Source organism: Cedecea davisae, assembly GCF_044095835.1.
In the GTDB taxonomy this organism is placed as follows: domain Bacteria; phylum Pseudomonadota; class Gammaproteobacteria; order Enterobacterales; family Enterobacteriaceae; genus Cedecea; species Cedecea davisae.
In genome coordinates, this window is sequence record NZ_CP172054.1 from 4577553 (window position 1) to 4597449 (window position 19897).

General features: G+C 55.2%; 19 protein-coding genes. 3 read left to right on the forward strand and 16 right to left on the reverse strand.

Translation table 11 applies throughout. The annotated features are described in order from the left end of the window. Positions 1 to 268: 268 nt before the first annotated feature. From hemG to pepQ, 4 genes are read right to left on the reverse strand one after another with little or no spacing between them, the layout of a single operon-like run. Positions 269 to 802 (reverse strand): menaquinone-dependent protoporphyrinogen IX dehydrogenase, encoded by a 534-nt coding sequence (gene hemG / locus ACG1VR_RS21875; protein ID WP_395489785.1) that lies wholly within the window; start codon positions 800 to 802, stop codon positions 269 to 271. Between the two features lie 11 nt (positions 803 to 813). After that, entirely contained in the window at positions 814 to 2265 is a 1452-nt protein-coding gene (trkH, locus tag ACG1VR_RS21880) for a Trk system potassium transporter TrkH (protein ID WP_016539030.1), read from the reverse strand. Positions 2266 to 2306: 41 nt separating this feature from the next. Next, positions 2307 to 2921 (reverse strand): IMPACT family protein, encoded by a 615-nt coding sequence (locus tag ACG1VR_RS21885; protein WP_395489786.1) that lies wholly within the window; start codon positions 2919 to 2921, stop codon positions 2307 to 2309. Further along, on the reverse strand, positions 2921 to 4252 hold the full coding sequence (gene pepQ / locus ACG1VR_RS21890; protein WP_016539028.1) for a Xaa-Pro dipeptidase: 1332 nt from the start codon (positions 4250 to 4252) through the stop codon (positions 2921 to 2923). The genes ACG1VR_RS21885 and pepQ overlap by 1 nt, the downstream gene beginning before the upstream one ends. A gap of 191 nt (positions 4253 to 4443) precedes the next feature. On the opposite strand from pepQ, the gene fadB reads away from it, so the two are divergent. Continuing rightward, entirely contained in the window at positions 4444 to 6633 is a 2190-nt protein-coding gene (gene fadB, locus ACG1VR_RS21895) for a fatty acid oxidation complex subunit alpha FadB (protein WP_395489787.1), read from the forward strand. A 9-nt stretch (positions 6634 to 6642) separates the two neighbouring features. After that, positions 6643 to 7806 (forward strand): acetyl-CoA C-acyltransferase FadA, encoded by a 1164-nt coding sequence (gene fadA / locus ACG1VR_RS21900; RefSeq protein WP_395489788.1) that lies wholly within the window; start codon positions 6643 to 6645, stop codon positions 7804 to 7806. A 119-nt stretch (positions 7807 to 7925) separates the two neighbouring features. Here the strand turns inward: fadA and fre are convergent, their stop codons facing one another. Continuing rightward, a complete protein-coding gene (gene fre, locus ACG1VR_RS21905) occupies positions 7926 to 8627 on the reverse strand; it encodes an NAD(P)H-flavin reductase (protein WP_172568607.1) in 702 nt (233 codons plus the stop codon). A 47-nt stretch (positions 8628 to 8674) separates the two neighbouring features. Next, positions 8675 to 10168, reverse strand: a complete 1494-nt coding sequence (gene ubiD / locus ACG1VR_RS21910; protein WP_395491134.1) for a 4-hydroxy-3-polyprenylbenzoate decarboxylase — start codon at positions 10166 to 10168, stop codon at positions 8675 to 8677. Between the two features lie 178 nt (positions 10169 to 10346). Between ubiD and rfaH the strand changes: the two genes are divergently transcribed. Next, a complete protein-coding gene (gene rfaH / locus ACG1VR_RS21915) occupies positions 10347 to 10835 on the forward strand; it encodes a transcription/translation regulatory transformer protein RfaH (protein WP_395489789.1) in 489 nt (162 codons plus the stop codon). Between the two features lie 36 nt (positions 10836 to 10871). Here the strand turns inward: rfaH and hemB are convergent, their stop codons facing one another. The 10 genes from hemB to udp all read right to left on the reverse strand — a co-directional run bounded on the left by hemB (position 10872) and on the right by udp (position 19865). Next, complete coding sequence (gene hemB / locus ACG1VR_RS21920) at positions 10872 to 11894, reverse strand: porphobilinogen synthase (protein WP_039899057.1); 1023 nt, start codon at positions 11892 to 11894, stop codon at positions 10872 to 10874. After that, positions 11891 to 12691, reverse strand: coding sequence for a 3'-5' ssDNA/RNA exonuclease TatD (gene tatD / locus ACG1VR_RS21925; RefSeq protein ID WP_016539020.1), 801 nt, complete (start codon positions 12689 to 12691; stop codon positions 11891 to 11893). Before tatD ends, hemB begins: the two co-directional genes overlap by 4 nt. Positions 12692 to 12736: 45 nt before the next feature. Continuing rightward, positions 12737 to 13516: a Sec-independent protein translocase subunit TatC gene (gene tatC / locus ACG1VR_RS21930; RefSeq protein WP_016539019.1), complete on the reverse strand. Its 780-nt coding sequence runs from the start codon at positions 13514 to 13516 to the stop codon at positions 12737 to 12739. Positions 13517 to 13518: 2 nt separating this feature from the next. Continuing rightward, entirely contained in the window at positions 13519 to 14067 is a 549-nt protein-coding gene (gene tatB / locus ACG1VR_RS21935; RefSeq protein ID WP_172568610.1) for a Sec-independent protein translocase protein TatB, read from the reverse strand. A gap of 3 nt (positions 14068 to 14070) precedes the next feature. Next, on the reverse strand, positions 14071 to 14325 hold the full coding sequence (gene tatA, locus ACG1VR_RS21940; protein ID WP_016539017.1) for a twin-arginine translocase TatA/TatE family subunit: 255 nt from the start codon (positions 14323 to 14325) through the stop codon (positions 14071 to 14073). A 77-nt stretch (positions 14326 to 14402) separates the two neighbouring features. Continuing rightward, positions 14403 to 16043, reverse strand: a complete 1641-nt coding sequence (gene ubiB, locus ACG1VR_RS21945) for a ubiquinone biosynthesis regulatory protein kinase UbiB (protein ID WP_172568611.1) — start codon at positions 16041 to 16043, stop codon at positions 14403 to 14405. Next, positions 16040 to 16645, reverse strand: a complete 606-nt coding sequence (locus ACG1VR_RS21950; protein ID WP_395489790.1) for an SCP2 domain-containing protein — start codon at positions 16643 to 16645, stop codon at positions 16040 to 16042. Before ACG1VR_RS21950 ends, ubiB begins: the two co-directional genes overlap by 4 nt. Before the next feature lie 14 nt (positions 16646 to 16659). Then, on the reverse strand, positions 16660 to 17430 hold the full coding sequence (ubiE, locus tag ACG1VR_RS21955; protein WP_016539014.1) for a bifunctional demethylmenaquinone methyltransferase/2-methoxy-6-polyprenyl-1,4-benzoquinol methylase UbiE: 771 nt from the start codon (positions 17428 to 17430) through the stop codon (positions 16660 to 16662). Positions 17431 to 17521: 91 nt separating this feature from the next. Then, positions 17522 to 18955: a DNA recombination protein RmuC gene (rmuC, locus tag ACG1VR_RS21960; RefSeq protein WP_395489791.1), complete on the reverse strand. Its 1434-nt coding sequence runs from the start codon at positions 18953 to 18955 to the stop codon at positions 17522 to 17524. 148 nt (positions 18956 to 19103) lie between these two features. Beyond that, positions 19104 to 19865 carry a uridine phosphorylase gene (gene udp / locus ACG1VR_RS21965; RefSeq protein ID WP_016539012.1) on the reverse strand — a complete coding sequence of 254 codons (762 nt, stop codon included), beginning with the start codon at positions 19863 to 19865 and terminating at the stop codon, positions 19104 to 19106. Positions 19866 to 19897: the final 32 nt, after the last annotated feature.

Here is a 19897-nt window from a genome sequence, read left to right on the forward strand (position 1 = left end):
TCAATCCTGCGAGTGCCCACACAGATTGTCTGATAAATTGTTAAAGAGCAGTGCTACTTTCTCAGTAGCGCGGGGTGTGCATATTACGCTTTCCCGCTGCGTAGTCAAGCATTTATTTCTCGCTTCACTCCGCCTGACACGCCGCTTTGCAAGCCGTTGTTCCGTGTCAGTGGAGGCGCATTATAGGGAGTTCTTCGGCGGTGACAAGGGTTTATTTAAAAAAACTTTCTGACCGCATTCTTTTTCGCCAACTCGCTTATTTACAACGCTATTTGGTGTTTAACTGTTCAATTTCATGGGCAAAACGGGCGACTTGCTGCCAATCCGTATAAACCACTTCTTTACTGGTATCCGTTTCACCGTCGGTCATTTTCATAATTAAGCGAATCATGAAGCGGTCCAGCCAGCCGTAACGTGGATAACGCAGCGCACCGGCAAACACAGCACAATGATCGGGACGCCAGACCGAGTTGAGCAAGAACTTACGCGTATAAGAGTTGGTTTGCGGGGAACGCTTCTCCGGCTTACGCGCAACCAGGTTTACAGAGAAGAACGCGCTGGCACGTTGATTAAGCTGCTGCTGGTATTTCTTAACGAAAGAATCAACCGAGGCGTGGAAATGCCCGTAGCGAATGGAAGCCCCAATCACCACTCGATCGTAATTAGCCCAGGCGATATCGTCGCAGCGATGTAGATTCACCACATCACTGTCTACCCCCAGCTCTTTCAGCTCGGATGCTATATAAGAAGCAATCTCACGAGTTTGACCATCTCGGGTCGAAAACAGAATTAAGGTTTTCACACAGGCTCCGGTTACTCTCGCCAGAATGTAGGCGTGAACAGAACTAACAAGGTAAAGACTTCAAGACGACCAAACAGCATATTCACGATCAGTATCCATTTGGCAACGGGATTCATGCTGGCGAAGTTATCGGCCACCACCCCAAGGCCAGGCCCCAGGTTGTTGAGGGTTGCCGCGACAGAAGCAAACGCGGAGAAGTCATCGACCCCGGTGGCAATAATCGCCAGCATGCTGACGATGAAGACCAGCGCATAAGCGGAGAAGAAGCCCCACACCGCTTCAAGAATACGCTCCGGCAACGCACGGTTACCCAGCTTAATACTGTAAACCGCATTCGGGTGCACCAGCCTTTTCAACTCGCGGTTACCCTGTTTGAACAGCAGAAGAATACGGATAACTTTCAGGCCGCCGCCGGTAGAGCCTGCGCAGCCGCCGATAAACGCGGAACAAAGCAGCAACACCGGCAAGAATAGAGGCCAGCGGGCAATACTGTCTGTGGTAAAGCCCGCCGTTGTCGCCATTGAGACAACCTGGAAGAAGGCCTGATTTAGCGTTTGCAGCGCTGACTGGTAAGTATTGTGGAACCACAGCACCAGAGTACAAACTAATACCAGCGTTAACTGCACGCCGATGAACATGCGGAATTCGGGATCACGCCAGTACACTTTCAGGCTGCGTCCGCTGAGTAAAGAGAAGTGCAGGCCGTAGTTACAGCCGGATATCAGCAGGAAGATAGCGATGATGGTATTAATCGTCGGGCTATTAAAGTAGCCGACGCTGGCATCATGAGTAGAGAAGCCGCCGATAGCGATAGTGGAAAAGCTGTGGCCGATGGCATCAAATGCGGGCATTCCCGCGAACCAAAGCGCCAGCGCACAGGCAACCGTCAGCAGAACATAAATCAGCCACAGCGTTTTCGCCGTCTCGGCAATACGCGGGCGCATCTTATTATCTTTCAGCGGCCCCGGCATTTCCGCCCGGTAAAGCTGCATCCCCCCGACGCCAAGGATAGGCAGGATTGCCACAGCCAGGACGATGATCCCCATCCCGCCGAACCACTGCAACATCTGACGGTAAAAAAGAATCGCGTGAGGTAAGGAGTCCAGGCCCACCAGCGTCGTCGCACCGGTCGTCGTCAACCCGGAAAAGGACTCGAAGAATGCATCGGTCACCGTCAGGTTTGGCCGCTCGGAAAAGATAAACGGCAGCGACCCCACGCTTCCCAGCACGGTCCAGAACAGGACGACTATAAGGAAGCCCTCCCGCGGTTTGAGCTCCCCCTTCTCCCGCCGGTTAGGCCACCACAGCAGGGAGCCGATAACGAGGGCGACAAAAAACGTCTGAGTAAAGGCGCGGCCGGCACCATCGCGATAGATCAGAGCCACTAAGCCGGGAAGTATCATGGTTCCGGAAAAGAGGATAACCAACAGGCCAACGATTCGGGTTATGGCGCGAAAATGCATTTCAGCCGTTTCCTTAAATATCTATAAATAACGAGGGGGGATTATTGTTCAAACGGCAATAAATGCAATGCACCACGGCTAAAATCAGTCAGCCGTGCGCCGAAGGTCGCCACCTGGTTTTGCGGCAGAGCAACGCGCAACGCAATGGAAGCCTGGAAGTCACTTTCGACAATGATTCCTTCGAACTGCTTGAGCAAAGCTTCAACGCCCGCCAGATGCGAATAGTCGCACTGCAAAGTATATTCGGTCAGCGGTACTTTGAGCACCACCGGCAGCTGATTTAGCGCCAACTGCACGCCGCCTCCATAGGCCCTGACCAGGCCGCCAGTGCCTAGCTTGACCCCGCCATAATAGCGCACGACTACCGCTGTTATTTCACCAATACCTTTGCCCATCAGCTGCGCCAGGATAGGTTTCCCCGCCGTTCCGGCAGGCTCGCCGTCATCGGAAAACCCCAGCTGTTGCGAATCATCCGGCGCCCCTGCCACCCAGGCCCAACAGTGATGCCGGGCATCCGGGTGTTCGGCGCGTACTTTCTCTACGAATGCTTTAGCCGCTATAACCCCGTCGGTATGCGCGACACGGGTAATAAAACGGCTTTTTTTGATTTCCTCGCTGACCGTTACTGGCTCAGCGGGGATTGGCCAGCTTTCCATTACGCGAGCTTCAGATTACGCGTCATGTTTTCGGTGCTGTTTTCATAGATAACAACGTTATCTTCGATGCGGATGCCGCCAAACGGCTTCAGCGCTTCGATGCGCTTCCAGTCGAAGTGCTTGCTGTACTTCCCTTCGCGCCATGGAGCCAGCAGGGACTCAATGAAATAGAGACCAGGCTCAATGGTCAACACCATGCGCGGTTCCAGCACGCGGGTACAACGCAGGTAAGGGTGTTGGGTTGGCGCAGCAAGATGTGTCCCGGTGTCGTCCTGCATAAACCCGGCGACATCATGCACCTGCAGACCCAGCGGATGGCCAATACCGTGCGGCATAAACGGACTGGTAATACCGGCTTCCAGCATGGCTTCTTCGCTAATATCGTTCACCAGCTTATGGCGACGCAGGATCTTAGCAAGGCGTTGATGGAACTGGATGTGGTAGTCGGTATAGCGCACGCCGGACTTCATGGTGTCAATAAGCGCCAGTTGCTCGGTATTAACGTCTTTGATCAGCTGTGCAAAGTCGCTGTCGGCGTGAGTGGTCCAGGTGCGCGTCAGATCGGCGGCATACCCGTTGTACTCTGCTCCAGCATCCAGCAGGAAGCTGCGTGACTCAGCGGGAGCACGGTGATCCAGTTTTGTGTAGTGCAGTACCGCCGCGTGCTCATTTAGCGCAACGATGTTGCCGTAAGGCACATCGATATCGCGGTGGCCGGTCGCCGTCAGGTAAGCACTATTGATATCAAACTCGCTCATCCCGGACAGGAATGCCTCATGGGCTGCCCGGTGGCCGACAACCGCCGTTTTCTGAGCTTCCCGCATACACGCCAGTTCGTAGTCAGTTTTATAGGCGCGGTAATAATGCAGGTAGTCGATCGCCCCTTTCGGGTTGATGTTGGCAGCGGCAATATCGAGCTGCAAAGCGCGCTCAGGCACCGGGCCAATATAACCGATGTTGCCACGAGCGGCCGGCAGCTGGCTGCCAATACCGTCGGCTTTCGGCAACGCAATGACGTCGATATCGTCGGTCCAGAAGGATTCCGGCAGCGGCTCTACGTTATGCCAGTAGTCCACCGGCAGATAGAACCACAGCTTCGGCTTATTCACGCCATCCACCAGCAGCCAGCAGTTAGGAACCTGCGTTACCGGAACCCAGGCTTTAAACTGCGGGTTAACTTTAAACGGATAAGCATGGTCATCGAGGAAGACGTTGAACAGCTCCCCGGAATGAATAAGTAATGCATCAAGGTTAAAACGCGCCAGAACGTTACGGGTACGCTCCTGCAGAGTTGCCACATGATCTTTATACAGCGCGGCCAGTGATTCCATAATTTACCCTTCTGTTTTTTTTACCTGTTCGCCACGCATCTTAGCACACCGGTAAAACAGCCGAGTTATTTCCGCCACCTGTGATCCTGTTTGCAAATATTTAAACAGAAATTTGCATTTCATTAACATCAATTCCACACTCCGCTTCATCTGGTACGACCAGATCCCATTGCTGGATTCAGGAGACTGACATGCTCTACCAAGGTGAAACCCTACATCTCGACTGGCTGGAAGACGGCATCGCCGAACTGGTGTTCGATGCTCCCGGCTCCGTCAACAAGCTGGACACGGCAACCGTCGCCAGCCTCGGCGAAGCGCTGGCCGTGCTTGAAAAGCAGCCAAACCTCAAAGGTCTGCTGCTAAGCTCAAGCAAATCCGCCTTTATCGTCGGCGCTGATATTACCGAATTTTTATCGCTGTTCCTGGTTCCTGCCGAACAGCTGACCCACTGGCTGCAATTCGCTAATAGCGTGTTTAACCGACTGGAAGATTTGCCGGTTCCGACCATCGCCGCCGTCAATGGCTACGCGCTGGGCGGCGGATGCGAATGTGTGCTGGCGACCGACTTCCGCCTGGCGACGCCGGATACCCGTATCGGCCTGCCGGAAACTAAACTCGGGATCATGCCGGGCTTTGGCGGCTCCGTTCGCCTGCCGCGCCTTCTGGGTGCAGACAGCGCGCTCGAGATAATCACCGTCGGTAAAGATGTCGGTGCAGTAGAAGCGCAAAAAATCGGCCTGGTCGACGGTATCGTTAAAAACGAAAAACTGCGTGATGGCGCGCTCGCCATTCTGCGCCAGGCTATTAAAGGCGAGCTGGACTGGAAGGCTCGCCGTGCGCCAAAACTTGAGCCGCTGCACTTAAGCAAAATCGAAGCCGGTATGAGCTTCACCATCGCCAAAGGCATGGTTGCACGGATTGCCGGGAAGCATTATCCGGCCCCGATGACCGCGGTAAAAACTATCGAAGCAGCCGCTGGTTTGGGCCGCGACGAAGCGCTAAAACTTGAAACCCAAAGCTTCGTCCCGCTGGCTCGTTCTAACGAAGCCCGCGCGCTGGTCGGTATTTTCCTTAATGACCAGTTCGTCAAAGGCCAGGCGAAAAAGCTGACCAAAGATATCGAAACACCTAAGCACGCTGCGGTACTCGGCGCCGGAATTATGGGCGGCGGCATTGCTTATCAGTCTGCCTGGAAAGGCGTGCCGGTGTTAATGAAAGATATTAATGAGAAATCTCTGGCTCTGGGCATCAACGAAGCGGGCAAGCTGCTGAACAAACAGCTGGAACGCGGCAAAATTGACGGCCTTAAACTGGCTCAAATCATCGCGACTATTCAGCCAACGCTGGAGTACGCAGGGTTCGACCGCGTGGATGTTGTGGTAGAAGCGGTTGTAGAAAACCCGAAAGTGAAAAAAGCGGTGCTGGCCGAGACCGAAGATAAAGTTCGTGCCGATACCGTCCTGGCTTCAAACACCTCGACCATTCCAATCAGCGAACTGGCAAGCGCCCTGAAACGCCCGGAAAACTTCTGCGGCATGCATTTCTTTAACCCGGTTCACCGTATGCCGCTGGTTGAAGTCATTCGCGGAGAGAAGACCTCAGAAGCGACCGTCGCTAAAGTCGTGGCATGGGCAAGTAAAATGGGCAAAACCCCGATTGTGGTTAACGACTGCCCGGGCTTCTTTGTTAACCGCGTTCTGTTCCCTTACTTTGCAGGCTTTAGCCAGCTGCTGCGCGACGGCGCTGACTTCCGCCAAATTGATAAGGTAATGGAGAAACAGTTTGGCTGGCCTATGGGCCCGGCTTATCTGCTGGACGTTGTCGGGATTGATACCGCTCACCACGCACAGGCAGTCATGGCCGCCGGTTTCCCGCAGCGCATGAGCAAAGATTACCGTGACGCCATTGACGTCCTGTTCGACGCCGGGCGCTACGGGCAGAAAACCCAGCATGGCTTCTACCGCTTTAAAGAAGACAGCAAAGGTAAACCACGTAAAGAGCAGGACGAAACCGTTGATAGCCTGCTGGCAGAAGTCAGCCAGCCGAAGCGCAGCTTTACCGACGAAGAGATTGTCGCCCGCATGATGATCCCAATGGTTAACGAAGTTGTGCGCTGCCTCGAGGAAGGCGTTATCGCCAGCCCGGCAGAAGCCGATATGGCTCTGGTTTACGGCCTTGGCTTCCCTCCGTTCCACGGCGGCGCATTCCGCTGGCTGGATACGCTGGGCAGTGCGAAATATTTCGATATGGCGCAGCAATATGAAAACCTCGGCCCGCTGTATGCCGTGCCTGAGGGCCTGAAAGCGAAAGCTTCACGCAATGAGCCGTACTATCCCCCGGTCGAGCCAGCCCGCCCGGCCAGTGACCTGAAAAGCGCCTGAGGAGTGATTATGGAAAAGGTTGTTATTGTTGATGCCATCCGTACGCCGATGGGCCGCTCCAAAGGAGGCGCGTTCCGCAACGTGCGTGCCGAGGATCTGTCGGCGCATCTGATGCGCAGTATTCTTTCCCGCAACCCAGCTCTGGAAGCTGCGGCGCTGGATGACATCTATTGGGGCTGCGTGCAACAGACCCTTGAGCAGGGCTTTAATATTGCCCGTAATGCTTCACTGCTGGCTGAAATCCCGCATTCGGTTCCAGCTGTGACGGTAAACCGCCTTTGCGGCTCCTCAATGCAGGCGCTGCACGACGCGGCACGCATGATCCAAACCGGCGATGCACATGCCTGCCTGATTGGCGGCGTGGAGCATATGGGCCATGTGCCGATGAGCCACGGCGTTGACTTCCACCCGGGCATGAGCCGCAACGTTGCTAAGGCCGCCGGAATGATGGGCCTGACGGCGGAAATGCTCTCCCGCCTGCACGGTATCAGCCGTGAAATGCAGGATCAGTTTGCCGCTCGCTCTCACCAGCGCGCCTGGGCCGCCACCGAAGCAGGCCATTTCAAAAACGAAATCATGCCTACCACTGGCCACGATGCCGACGGCGTGCTGAAGCGCTATGACTTCGACGAGGTTATCCGCCCGGAAACCACCGTCGAAGGTCTTGCCGCGCTGAAGCCAGCGTTTGATCCGGTCAACGGCACCGTCACCGCGGGGACTTCGTCAGCATTATCCGACGGGGCCTCGGCCATGCTGCTGATGAGCGAATCGCGCGCTAAAGAACTGGGGCTGAAAATCCGCGCTCGCGTCCGTTCCATGGCGGTGGTCGGCTGTGACCCATCCATTATGGGCTATGGTCCGGTCCCGGCATCAAGACTGGCGCTGAAAAAAGCCGGGCTAACCGCCCAGGACATCGACCTGTTTGAGATGAACGAAGCCTTTGCCGCGCAGATCCTTCCGTGCATTAAAGATCTGGGGCTGATGGATAAGATCGACGAGAAGATTAACCTGAACGGCGGGGCTATTGCTCTGGGTCACCCGCTGGGCTGCTCCGGTTCACGTATCAGCACGACGCTGATAAACCTGATGGAGCGCCGCGATACGCAGTTTGGCCTTGCGACCATGTGTATTGGTCTGGGCCAGGGTATCGCAACCGTGTTTGAACGCGTTTAATAAAAAACTTAGCCGAGTTTAGTTGCCGTGTTTCCCGCCTGTCAGGGGCGGGTTTTTTTATGGTGCAGAAATAAAAAAACCACCGACGAAGCGGTGGCTTAGCTTACCTGCGGCCTATCTCAGATAAACGAGAAAGCATCACCAAACATGTGTTCAGCCAGCGCACCGCGCTCATTGCAGAACAGGTCACGGGCGATTTTTGCCATCTCAAAACGGCCAGCAATATAAATATCGTGCCCGCTTAGTGAATCGTAGTCCTGCATCACCGCGGTCAGAACCGTGCCGCTGCGGCCACGCCAGCCTTCTTCAGGCTGCTCAACCACCGCCTCAACGCGCAGGTTCTCATGCTTGAGCGTCAGCCCCTCAAGCTCGGACAAGTCATAAAGATGCTTCTCTTCACGCCCGCCCCAGTAGATAGCAATTTCACGCTGCGGATTACGGGCCAGCGCCGTCAGCAGAATAGAGCGAACGTAGGAGAAACCGGTGCCACCGGCAATCAGGATCAGCGGCCGGCTTTCATCTTCCCGCAGCCAGGCATCACCGTGGGGCATATCTACCAGGATTTCCTGCTGCTTCAGAATACGTTCCATCACCGCCATGGCGTAGAGGTTGAGTTCAGATGCACCGATATGCAGCTCGATAAACTCATGTTCGCTCGGCGTGGATGCCATAGAGAACGGGCGCTTGTCCCGCTCGTCCATCACCACCATCAAATACTGCCCGGCCTGGAATGAGAATTCTGCTTCCGGCAGCAATCGAACGCGATATACCGTATCGGTTATCGCTTCTACCGAGGTCACTTTACAGCTTAAGGTTGTCATGCGTCCCCTCTGTCGGGTCAATAAAGCTATACCGTATAGACTGCCGCTCAGGCGTCTTTGTGTTTATCAAAAATAGCCAGTTCATCCCAGATGGCGTCGATGCGAGCGCAAACTTCGGCATCTTTTTTAATTGGACGTCCCCATTCACGCTGGGTTTCCCCTGGCCATTTATTGGTGGCATCCAGTCCCATTTTTGAGCCAAGCCCGGAAACCGGCGAGGCAAAATCCAGATAATCTATTGGTGTGTTATCAATCAGTACCGTATCACGGGAGGGGTCCATACGCGTAGTGATAGCCCAGATAACATCATTCCAGTCGCGGGCGTTAACATCGTCATCGCAAACGATAACGAATTTGGTGTACATAAACTGGCGCAGGAATGACCAGACGCCCATCATGACTCGCTTGGCGTGCCCGGCATACTGTTTCTTAATCGTCACCACGGCCAGGCGATAAGAACAGCCTTCAGGGGGCAGATAGAAGTCGATAATTTCCGGGAACTGCTTTTGCAAAATAGGAACCAGCACTTCATTCAGCGCCACGCCTAAGACCGCAGGTTCATCCGGCGGACGCCCGGTATAGGTCGAATGATAAATCGCATCCTGACGCTGCGTAATATGCGTCACGGTAAACACCGGGAAGCTATCCACTTCATTGTAGTAGCCCGTGTGGTCCCCGTAAGGGCCTTCAGGCGCCATTTCAGCCCGCTCAATATAGCCCTCGAGCACGATTTCCGCACCTGCAGGCACCTCAAGATCGTTAGAAATACATTTAACGACCTCGGTTTTAGTCCCACGCAGCAAACCGGCAAAGGCATATTCAGAAAGCGTATCAGGCACCGGCGTAACCGCACCAAGAATCGTTGCGGGGTCTGCCCCGAGAGCGACAGATACCGGGAAACGCTCGCCTGGATGTGCTTCGCACCACTCCTGGAAGTCCAGCGCGCCGCCGCGATGAGATAACCAGCGCATGATCAGCTTATTTTTACCAATCAGCTGCTGGCGATAAATGCCCAGATTTTGCCGCTCTTTATGCGGGCCGCGGGTAACCGTCAGGCCCCAGGTAATCAGCGGGGCAACATCATCCGGCCAGCAGCGCATAATAGGAATGCGGTTCAGGTCAACTTCATCGCCCTCCCAAACCTGCTCCTGGCAAGGCGCGTTGCGCAGCCGTTTGGTCGGCATATTTAAAACTTGCTTAAACTGAGGGAGTTTATCGAACAGATCGCGGAAGCCTTTCGGCGGCTCCGGCTCTTTGAGAAACGCCAGAAGTTTTCCCACTTCACGTAACGCAGAAACATCATCCTGCCCCATGCCCATCGCCACCCGTTTTGGCGTGCCAAACAGGTTGCAGAGCACCGGCATGTCGTAGCCCTTCGGGTTTTCAAACAGCAGCGCCGGGCCGCCCGCCCGCAAAGTGCGATCGGCAATCTCGGTCATTTCCAGGTTCGGATCGACAGGCAATGCGATACGTTTGAGTTCGCCCTGCTGCTCGAGCAGCGCAAGAAATTCGCGTAGGTCGTGGTATTTCATGCAATTTATCATGACGTCGGATTTTGCCGCCATTATACGGACTTCACTGCCGCCATGCTGTATTTTTGTTAAATTAGCGTGAAACAGCCGCAGGTCGCCGCCGACAGCCAGGTTATACTAATGTCGTCTATCTCTGCGCGGGACGTTTTGTTATTCTGGCGCGCTTGAGCGGGTGGAAAGAGAAATTATGGAATCCTGGTATCTTCTGTACTGTAAACGAGGCCAATTGCTGCGTGCGAAAGAACATCTTGAGCGCCAGGAGGTGAATTGCCTTACTCCAATGATCACGCTGGAAAAAATGGTGCGTGGTAAAAGAACTGCGGTCAGTGAGCCTTTGTTCCCCAACTATCTTTTTGTCGAATTCGACCCCGAATCTATTCATACCACCACGGTCCATTCGACCCGTGGCGTCAGCCATTTTGTTCGCTTTGGCGCACAGCCGGCAACGGTGCCTGAAACGGTTATCTGTGAGCTGATGCATTACCAGGCGGACAATATCACCGACCCGGAAACGCCGTATCCCGGCGACAGCGTGGTGATTACCGAGGGGGCTTTCGAAGGGTTGCAGGCGATTTTTGCCGAGCCGGACGGGGAAGCTCGCTCCATGCTGCTGCTTAACCTGCTGAATAAACAGGTACGGCAAAGCGTACGTAATACCGACTTCCGCAAGGTTTAACAGTAAAAAGGCCAGCATATGCTGGCCTTGTTGTTTCTAGCGCTGCATCTGCTCGTCGTGCAGCCACTGGGCGACACGCTTTGAGAAGTAGGTCAGCACACCATCGGCTCCGGCACGCTTAAAGCACATCAGGGATTCCAGAATAGCGGGCTTCTCTGCCAGCCAGCCGTTCTGAATTGCCGCCATATGCATCGCGTATTCACCGGAAACCTGGTAGGCAAAAGTCGGTACGCCGAAGGTATCTTTTACGCGGCGCACCACGTCCAGATAAGGCATCCCCGGCTTAACCATCACCATATCGGCCCCTTCCTGAAGATCCTGCGCCACTTCCTGCAGAGCTTCATCTCCGTTGGCCGGATCCATCTGGTAAGTCTTTTTATTGCCGCCCTTCAGGTTACCCGAAGAACCAATAGCATCGCGGAACGGACCGTAATAGCAGGAGGCGTATTTCGCGGCATAAGACATAATCTGGGTGTTAACGAAGCCGTCGGCTTCCAACCGATCGCGAATGGCGCCGATACGCCCGTCCATCATGTCGCTTGGCGCAACAATCTCCGCTCCGGCTTCCGCGTGGGAAAGCGCCTGGCGCACCAGAATTTCACGGGTCACGTCGTTAATGACATAACCGTCGGCATCAATTACGCCGTCCTGGCCATGAGTAGTGTACGGGTCGAGCGCTACGTCGGTCAGCAGTCCCAGTTCCGGCACCGCGTCTTTCAGCGCACGAACGGCACGCTGTACCAGCCCGTTCGGGTTGTACGCTTCCTCGGCATGCAGTGATTTACCGTCGCTTTCAATAACCGGGAACAGGGAGAGCACAGGCACCCCCAGCTTCGCTACCGCTTCAGCTTCTTTCAACAGCTGGTCGATGGTCATGCGATACACGCCCGGCATCGACGGCACTTCCTGCTGCTGATTGTGGCCTTCCATGACAAACACAGGGTAGATCAGGTCGTTTACCGTTAGCTGATTTTCGGCCACCAGGCGGCGGCTGAAGTCATGGCGGCGTACGCGGCGCATACGGCGGCCGGGAAACGTACCTGGAAATGCATAGCTCATTTAACTTTCTCCTGGTTAAAACCCAGTCGGAATAACCGACGAGCATTGTCATCTGTTACCTGCGCGAGCCAGGCCGGATCTTCACCGCGCCACTCGGCTACCTTATTCAGGATATGGGGCAGATAACAGGGTTCGTTGCGGCGGGACGCAGGTTTTGGTTGTAGATCCCGGGGCAACAAATAGGGAGCATCGGTCTCCAGCAGCAGTTGCTGGGCCGGAATAATCGGCAGCAGTTCGCGCAGCGCCAGGCCACGCCGTTCATCACAGACCCAGCCGGTGATACCGATAAAGAGCCCGCGCAGCAGGCAATCACGCGCCTCTGCTTCGGTGCCTGTAAAACAGTGCAGCACGACGCCGGGCAGCTGTTCGAGCCACGGATCAAGCAGGGCAAGAAAGCGCTCGTGGGCATCGCGACAGTGCAAAAATACCGGCATCATCAATTCTGCGGCCAGCGCAAGCTGAGCGGTAAAAGCGCGCTCTTGCTCGGCAGGCGTAGAAAAGTTGCGGTTAAAGTCCAGGCCGCATTCACCTATCGCGACTACCTGAGGCGCCGCGGCCAGCCTGCGAAGAGACTCTGCGGTGCTGTCCTGCCACTGGCTGGCATCATGCGGATGCACGCCCGCAGTGGACCAGCAGTTGTCGTACTGCTGCGCCATAAGCAACGCCTGTTCGCTTTCGTGGAGGTTCGTGCCGGTCAGCATCATGCCGCTCAGGCCAGCCTGCTTCGCGCGGGCAACCACTTCAGCATGGTCTTTTGCAAACTGCGAGCTGGTAAGGTTTACGCCGATATCAAACATTTGTCCCTCCAAACGACAACCGCCCCTGAGGGCGGCTTTTAATCATTACTCTTTTTCAGAGCGCTCGTCTTCAACTTCAGGCTCGTCTTCTTCGCCTTGCCCCCGGCCTTTGCCGACGTAGAAGCGAGAGAAGAACACGCCTACTTCAAACAGGCAGTACATCGGGATAGCCAGCAGCGTTTGCGAGAACACGTCCGGAGGCGTTAACAGCATCCCGACAACAAAAGCGCCAACCAGAATATAAGGACGCTTCTGCTTGAGAGATTCCGGCGTAGTAATGCCCATCCAGCACAGCAGGATTATTGCTACCGGGACTTCAAACGCGACGCCAAACGCCATAAACAGCGCCATGACAAAATCGAGGTATTTAGTGATGTCCGTTGACACCACCACCCCTATCGGCGCGGTTTTGGTCAGGAAGCCGAAGGCCAGCGGGAAGACCACGAAATAGGCAAAAGCGATGCCGATATAAAACAGCAGCGTGCTGGAGAACAGCAGCGGCATCACCATCTTACGTTCGTGTTTATACAGCGCAGGAGCAATAAAGGCCCAGATCTGATACAGGATGACCGGCGCGGCCAAACACACCGAGACGTAGATAGTCAGCTTAATTGGGGTAAAGAACGGCGACGCTACGTCCGTCGCGATCATCGTTGACCCCAGCGGCATATGCTTGATCAGCGGAGCTGAAACCAGCTGGTAGATATCGTTGGCAAAATAAACCAGCGCCAGGAAAATCACCAGCACGGCAATCATGCTGTTCAGCAGGCGCTTGCGCAGCTCTATCAGATGACTGATGAGCGGTTGGGTATCTTCAACAGCCATGATTACGATTTTTCACTCGGGGGTTGCATTGAGGGCGCGACGGGCGCGGCTTCCGGGGCGGGTTTAACCGGGTGTTCAACCACAGCCGGCTCTACTGCCGCCGCAGGCTCAGGAGCAGGCTCCTGCGGAACAACGTCAGGCGCGCTGGCCTGGTGCGCCGCTGCGGCTGGCGTCACGCCTTCGTGACTTAGCTCCTCATCCTTCACCAGCGGGTTATGGATAGTATGGGCTTCGTCACTTTTCTTTTCAGGATCGTGTTGGGTATAGGAACGTTTCATCGACTCGGCGGCCTGGCGCAGCTCGTCCATCGACGCCTTCAGCTCGGGCGTCAGATTGTCCATGCTGGCTTTCTCGACCTTTTTCAGGCTGTCCTGCAGTTCCTGCAGCTTCAGTTCCTGAGCGAGTTCGTTCTGCACCGTAGTGGCGAGTGAACGCAGCGCGCGCACCCAACCCACCACCGTTTTTACCGCCACCGGCAGCCGCTGGGGCCCCAGCACAATGAGGCCAATCACGAATACCAGCAGCAGTTCGCCAAAACCAATGTCGAACACGATTTATACCTGCTCTTTATCGTTGCTCTTCGCTTCGTCTTTTTTCACGTCGCTCGGTTTCTCAGAGAGGGATTTCGCTGCAAAATCAGCATCCTTCTCGCCATTTTCTTTCTCTTTGCTGTCATCATCGCCCATGGCTTTTTTAAAGCCTTTGATTGATGCGCCGAGATCCGAGCCTAAAGAGCCCAGTTTCTTGGTGCCAAACAATAAAACAACGATAACAACAATGATTAACAATTGTGGCCAACTGATGCCCATACCGACTCCCGTATAAAGATATTCAGGCAATGAGAGCCGCTATTATACGGCAATCATCCGTTAATTCCGATTAAAGTTCAGGCAGAGCGCCGCCAGCCAATCAGCCAGACGACGATACCGCCCGCCATCAACCAGGCGGGCATCAACGCCCACTCCGGCTTATTGATGAGCAGCAGCGTGCCGCTCAAAATCAGCGTAGCGCCTATGCCGAACAGATAACGCGACTGTCCCTGCCGCACGTGATGAAGTTGCAGGTCGCGCTGAATTTTATCAACGCTATGCTGTAATTGCTTGCCCTGGCGCAAACTGTTGTACACCAGTTCCGGCAACTCCGGCATTTTTTCCACCCAGAAGGGCGCTTTTTCTTTAAAAGCTCTCACCAGGGCAGGAATACCCACCTGATCTTTGATCCAACTTTCCAGGAAAGGTTTCGCCGTTTTCCACAAATCAAGCTGTGGATAGAGCTGCCGACCGACCCCTTCAACGTATAAAAGCGTCTTTTGCAGTAAAACCAGCTGTGGCTGAACTTCCATATTGAAGCGACGCGCGGTGTTGAACAGGTTCAGCAGCACGTGACCAAACGAAATCTCCGCCAGCGGTTTCTCAAAAATCGGCTCGCAAACTGTGCGAATGGCAAACTCGAACTCTTCAACATTGGTGTCCGGCGGAACCCAGCCTGAGTCCACATGCAGCTCGGCCACTTTACGATAATCGCGGTTAAAGAAGGCGATAAAGTTTTCCGCCAGATAGCGCTTATCTTCCTTATTGAGTGAGCCGACAATGCCGCAGTCGATGCCGATATACTTCGGATCTTCCGGGTGCTCATAGCTGACAAAGATATTCCCCGGATGCATATCCGCATGGAAAAAGCTGTCGCGGAATACCTGGGTAAAGAACACCTGCACGCCTCGCTCGGCGAGCAGTTTCATGTTGGTGCCCTGGGCTTCAAGCGCGGCGGTATCGGAAACCGGAATACCGTAAATCCGCTCCATTACCATCATGTTTTCGCTACAGTAGTCCGAGTAAACCTCAGGCACATACAACATCGGGCTATTTTCGAAGTTCCGCCGCAGCTGAATGGCGTTCGCGGCTTCACGCAGCAGGTTTAGCTCGTCGATCAGCGTCTTTTCATACTCGCGAACCACTTCGAGCGGGCGCAAACGGCGGCCATCAGGCAGCAGGCGCGGAACCCAGCGGGCGAGGCGGTAGATAAGCTTCATATCCGCCTTAATCACCGGCAGGATATCGGGGCGGATAACCTTAATAACCACTTCTTTGCCGCTCTCTTTAAGGCGCGCGGTATGCACCTGAGCAATAGAGGCGGAAGCCAGCGGCTTAATGTCAAAATCGTCGAACCAGCTTTCCACCGGGATCCCGCCCATCGCCAGCTCTATCTGCTGCTGCGCGAGCTTGCCGTCAAACGGGGCAACCCTGTCCTGCAACATCGCAAGCTGGTCGGCAATCACCGGCGGGAAGAGATCGCGGCGCGTGGAGAGCATTTGACCAAACTTTATCCACACCGGCCCAAGCTCCTGCAGCGCAAGGCGCAGGCGCTCGCCAAGCGGCTTGTCGCGGTGGCGATTTGGCATCCAGAACAGGCAGCGCCGCCAGATTCGAAGCGGCAGCGTAAGGCGAATTTTGGGGATTAGCTCATCGAGACCATAGCTCAGGAAGATACGGACAATGAAGTAAAGACGACGAAGTTCTCCTGGCGTCATTTGCCCTCCAGCTTGTCCAGCCGCTCGCTAAAGGCTTCGACCGAGCGTGCCAGCGCCGCGGTTTCCTCTGCGAACCATGCCACCTCCAGCTGCCCCGGCGCCACGCGCCACTCTTCGGTAAGCGTTTCAGCCAGGTATTGCCGATTACGGCTAAAACCCTTTTTGAGCAGCTTACCGCCGTTACGGGCCACTTTGCTGATACCTTCAGCCGCGATGTCACCGATATACGGCGCCAGCAGCTCCGCAGGATCGAATTCCGCGAGATCCATCAACGAAGCCAGGTTTTGTACCACCTGAATATCGCCCTCCACTTCCAGCTCGCCGCTGCGGATAAGCGCGGTGAGCTGTTGGCGGTCGCGCAGCTTAGGCAGCACGCCGATGCGGGTCGTGACGTTACAGTCCGCCTCACCTTCCCACTGGCTTAAGACGTCCAGCTGCTGTTCACTGAACACCAGCACCAGCGGCGAAGAAATCTCTTTCAACGTTACGCGAAGCGTCTTGCCCTGAAGACGCTGGCGCGCTGATTTGAGGCTGCGATCGCGCCAGAGGAAGGTGTTAAGCACACCCTCAATTCCGGCGGTGATAAGCGGAGTGAATGGCATCGATGCTCCCCTGGTTAAAATTTATAACCGCGGTGCAGGGCAACAATCCCGCCGGTCAAATTGAAATAGGTGGTGTTTTCAAACCCGGCTTCTTCCATCATCGCCTTCAGCGTTTCCTGGTCAGGGTGCATGCGGATGGACTCCGCAAGATAACGGTAGCTTTCGCCGTCCTGAGCCACCATTTCGCCAATACGCGGCAGAATGTGGAACGAATAAGCATCATAAGCTTTATTCAGCGGCTCAAAGGCAGGTTTGGAGAACTCCAGCACCAGCAGGCGGCCACCCGGCTTCAGCACGCGGAACATCGAGCGCAGCGCGGCGTCTTTATCCGTAACGTTACGCAAACCGAAGGAGATGGTGATGCAGTCAAAAGTATTGTCCGGGAACGGAAGCGCTTCGGCGTTGGCCTGAACGTAGCTTACATTGCCGACAATCCCGATGTTGCGCAGCTTTTCGCGCCCCATTTTCAGCATTGAGTCGTTGATATCCGCCAGTACGACTTCGCCGGTTTCACCCACCAGACGCGAGAACTTCGCCGTCAGGTCACCGGTGCCACCCGCCAGGTCGAGCACGCGCTGGCCGCGGCGTACGCCGCTGCAGTCAATCGTGTAGCGCTTCCACAGGCGATGAATACCGAACGACATTAAATCGTTCATCACATCGTATTTTGCCGCAACAGAGTGGAACACATTCGCCACCATATCGACCTTTTGCTCTTTAGCTACGGTACGGAAGCCAAAGTGCGTTGTTTCCTGGGACTTAGATTCCTGGGATTCGTCAACCATCTCAATGCCTGCTTAATCAAGAAAATGTTCGTGAAGTGTAACAGAATGGGCGCTAAAGCCCTATGATTCAACCGCGCGACTAAACCTTAGCTCAACGCTCTCCAACCGACCGTCGCGGCGTTAAATCATTGACCTCGCTTGCAGACTCTTCGTCTTCGTGGCCCAGACGCGCCGCGTTATCTTCGTCATCCTGACGGGCCTTATCTACCCATTCGGGATTAATCTCACGTTTAACCTCAACGCCAAGCCCGCGGAAGGCATCCGCCTGCACCAGAATGTTGCCACGCCCGGAGGAAAGTTTTTTCATCGCCTGGCGATAATTGTCCTGCGCTTTATCGAGGCTCTGGCCGATGGCGGACATATCGTCAACAAACAGGCGCATCTTGTCGTACAGCCTTCCAGCCCGCTCGGCAATCTGCTGGGCATTACGGCTCTGATGCTCATAGCGCCATAAATTGGCGATAGTGCGCAGCGCCACCAGCAGCGTCGTTGGGCTGACCAGCATAATATTGTTTTTCAACGCTTCGCTAATCAATTCGGGCTGACGGTCGATAGCCAGCAGGAAAGCGGGCTCGACGGGAATAAACATCAACACGTAGTCGAGGGAGCGCAGCCCCGGAAGCTGCTGATAATCTTTGCGGCCCAGCAGGCGAATATGGTTGCGAACGGCGGCGATGTGCTCGCTCAGCGCGCTTTCACGCGTTAACTCATCTTCACCGTTAAAATAGCGCTCGTAGGCGACCAGCGTCATTTTAGCGTCAATAACTACGTCTTTGCCCTGCGGCAGGCGAACTATCACGTCCGGCTGCATACGGCTGTTGTTTTCCAGCTGGATATTTACCTGGGTCTGGTATTCATGCCCTTCACGCAGGCCGGAAGCTTCAAGTACGCGAGTTAGCACCACTTCTCCCCAGTTGCCCTGGGTTTTATTATCGCCCTTCAGCGCTTTTGTCAGGTTCAGAGCTTCCTGCGCCATTTGTGCATTAAGCTGCTGTAGGTTCCTGATTTCGTGAGTTAGCGTATGGCGCTCACGCGCTTCCTGGCCAAAGCTTTCCTGCACCTGGCGGCGGAAACCGTCCAGCTGTTCACGCAGCGGCGACAGCAGTACGTTCAGGCTCTGGCGATTTTGCTCTTCCACCTTGCGCCCGCTCTGCTCGAAGATGCGGTTAGCCAGATTTTCGAACTGTTCATTCAGGCGCTGCTCGCTATTGAGCATCTGGCGATGTTTGTCTTCGGCATTCAGCCGGGTTTGCTCCAGCAGCGTGGTCAGCTCGCGGATATCCGCCTCCTGCCCGCTGTTGATCTCCATTTGGGCACGGACTTCACTGTTGAGCTGCTCGCACTCTTCCCGCCAGTGCTGGCTCTGTTGTAGCTCTTGCCGTGCCGCAGCCAGCTCGCCATAGATTTCACGCTGTTCTTCATGCAATAGCGCCTGGCGCTGAGCCGCACGCAAGCTCGCGAGCAGCCAGCCGGTTAATAACCCGACCAGCCCAATACCCAGCCCAAACCACAGTGAAATATCCATGCTTCTCCCTCAAACCATCGCTAACAGCTGCACGGTAAAATTCTGCTGTATAAATGTCCAGATGAAAAGGGATTTTCCGGAAGGCGGTGCGCAAAGCATAAAAAAAAGCCGGCAAGCGCCGGCTCTTTTACATCATGATGAAGGAAAACTACAGCAGGCGGCGTGCCGCTTCCACCACGATTTTTACCGCGTGGCTTTCGGTTTTCTTCATGGTTTCAGCGTTCGGGATCTCTTGCTGGGTACGGTTCACGATTACCCCGGCAACCATCCCCGCACGCAGGCCCTGGCTGGAACACATGGTCAGCAGAGTTGCGGATTCCATTTCGTAGTTCATCACGCCCATCTCCTGCCACTCCTTCATGGAGCCTTTAAAGCGGCTCACTACGCGGCCGGAAAGCGTGTCATAGCGCTCCTGGCCCGGATAGAAGGTGTCTGAAGAAGCGGTCACGCCGATGTGGGTGGTTGCGCCCACGGCCTTAGCGGCCTCCACCAGCGCGGTAGTACAAGCGAAGTCTGCCACTGCCGGGTATTCCATCGGCGCAAAGTGCAGGCTGGCACCGTCGAGGCGAACGGAGGCGGTTGTCACCAGCACGTCACCCACGTTGATATTTGGCTGAATAGCGCCGGTCGTGCCCACGCGCAGGAAGGTACGAATACCCAGCTGCGCCAGTTCTTCAACAGCGATAGAGGTAGAAGGGCCGCCGATACCGGTAGAACAGATGATAACCGGCTTGCCGTCCAGTTCAGCACGCCAGGAAGTGAATTCACGGTGGGAAGCCAGCTTAACCGGCTTGTCCATCAGCGCGGCGATTTTTTCCACACGCTCAGGATCGCCCGGGACAATCGCAAGCGTAGCCCCTTCGAGGTCATTTTTGGTGAGGCCGAGATGGAAAACATCAGACTTGGACATAACAGACTCCTCTGTAGAGTAGGTTTCAGGAG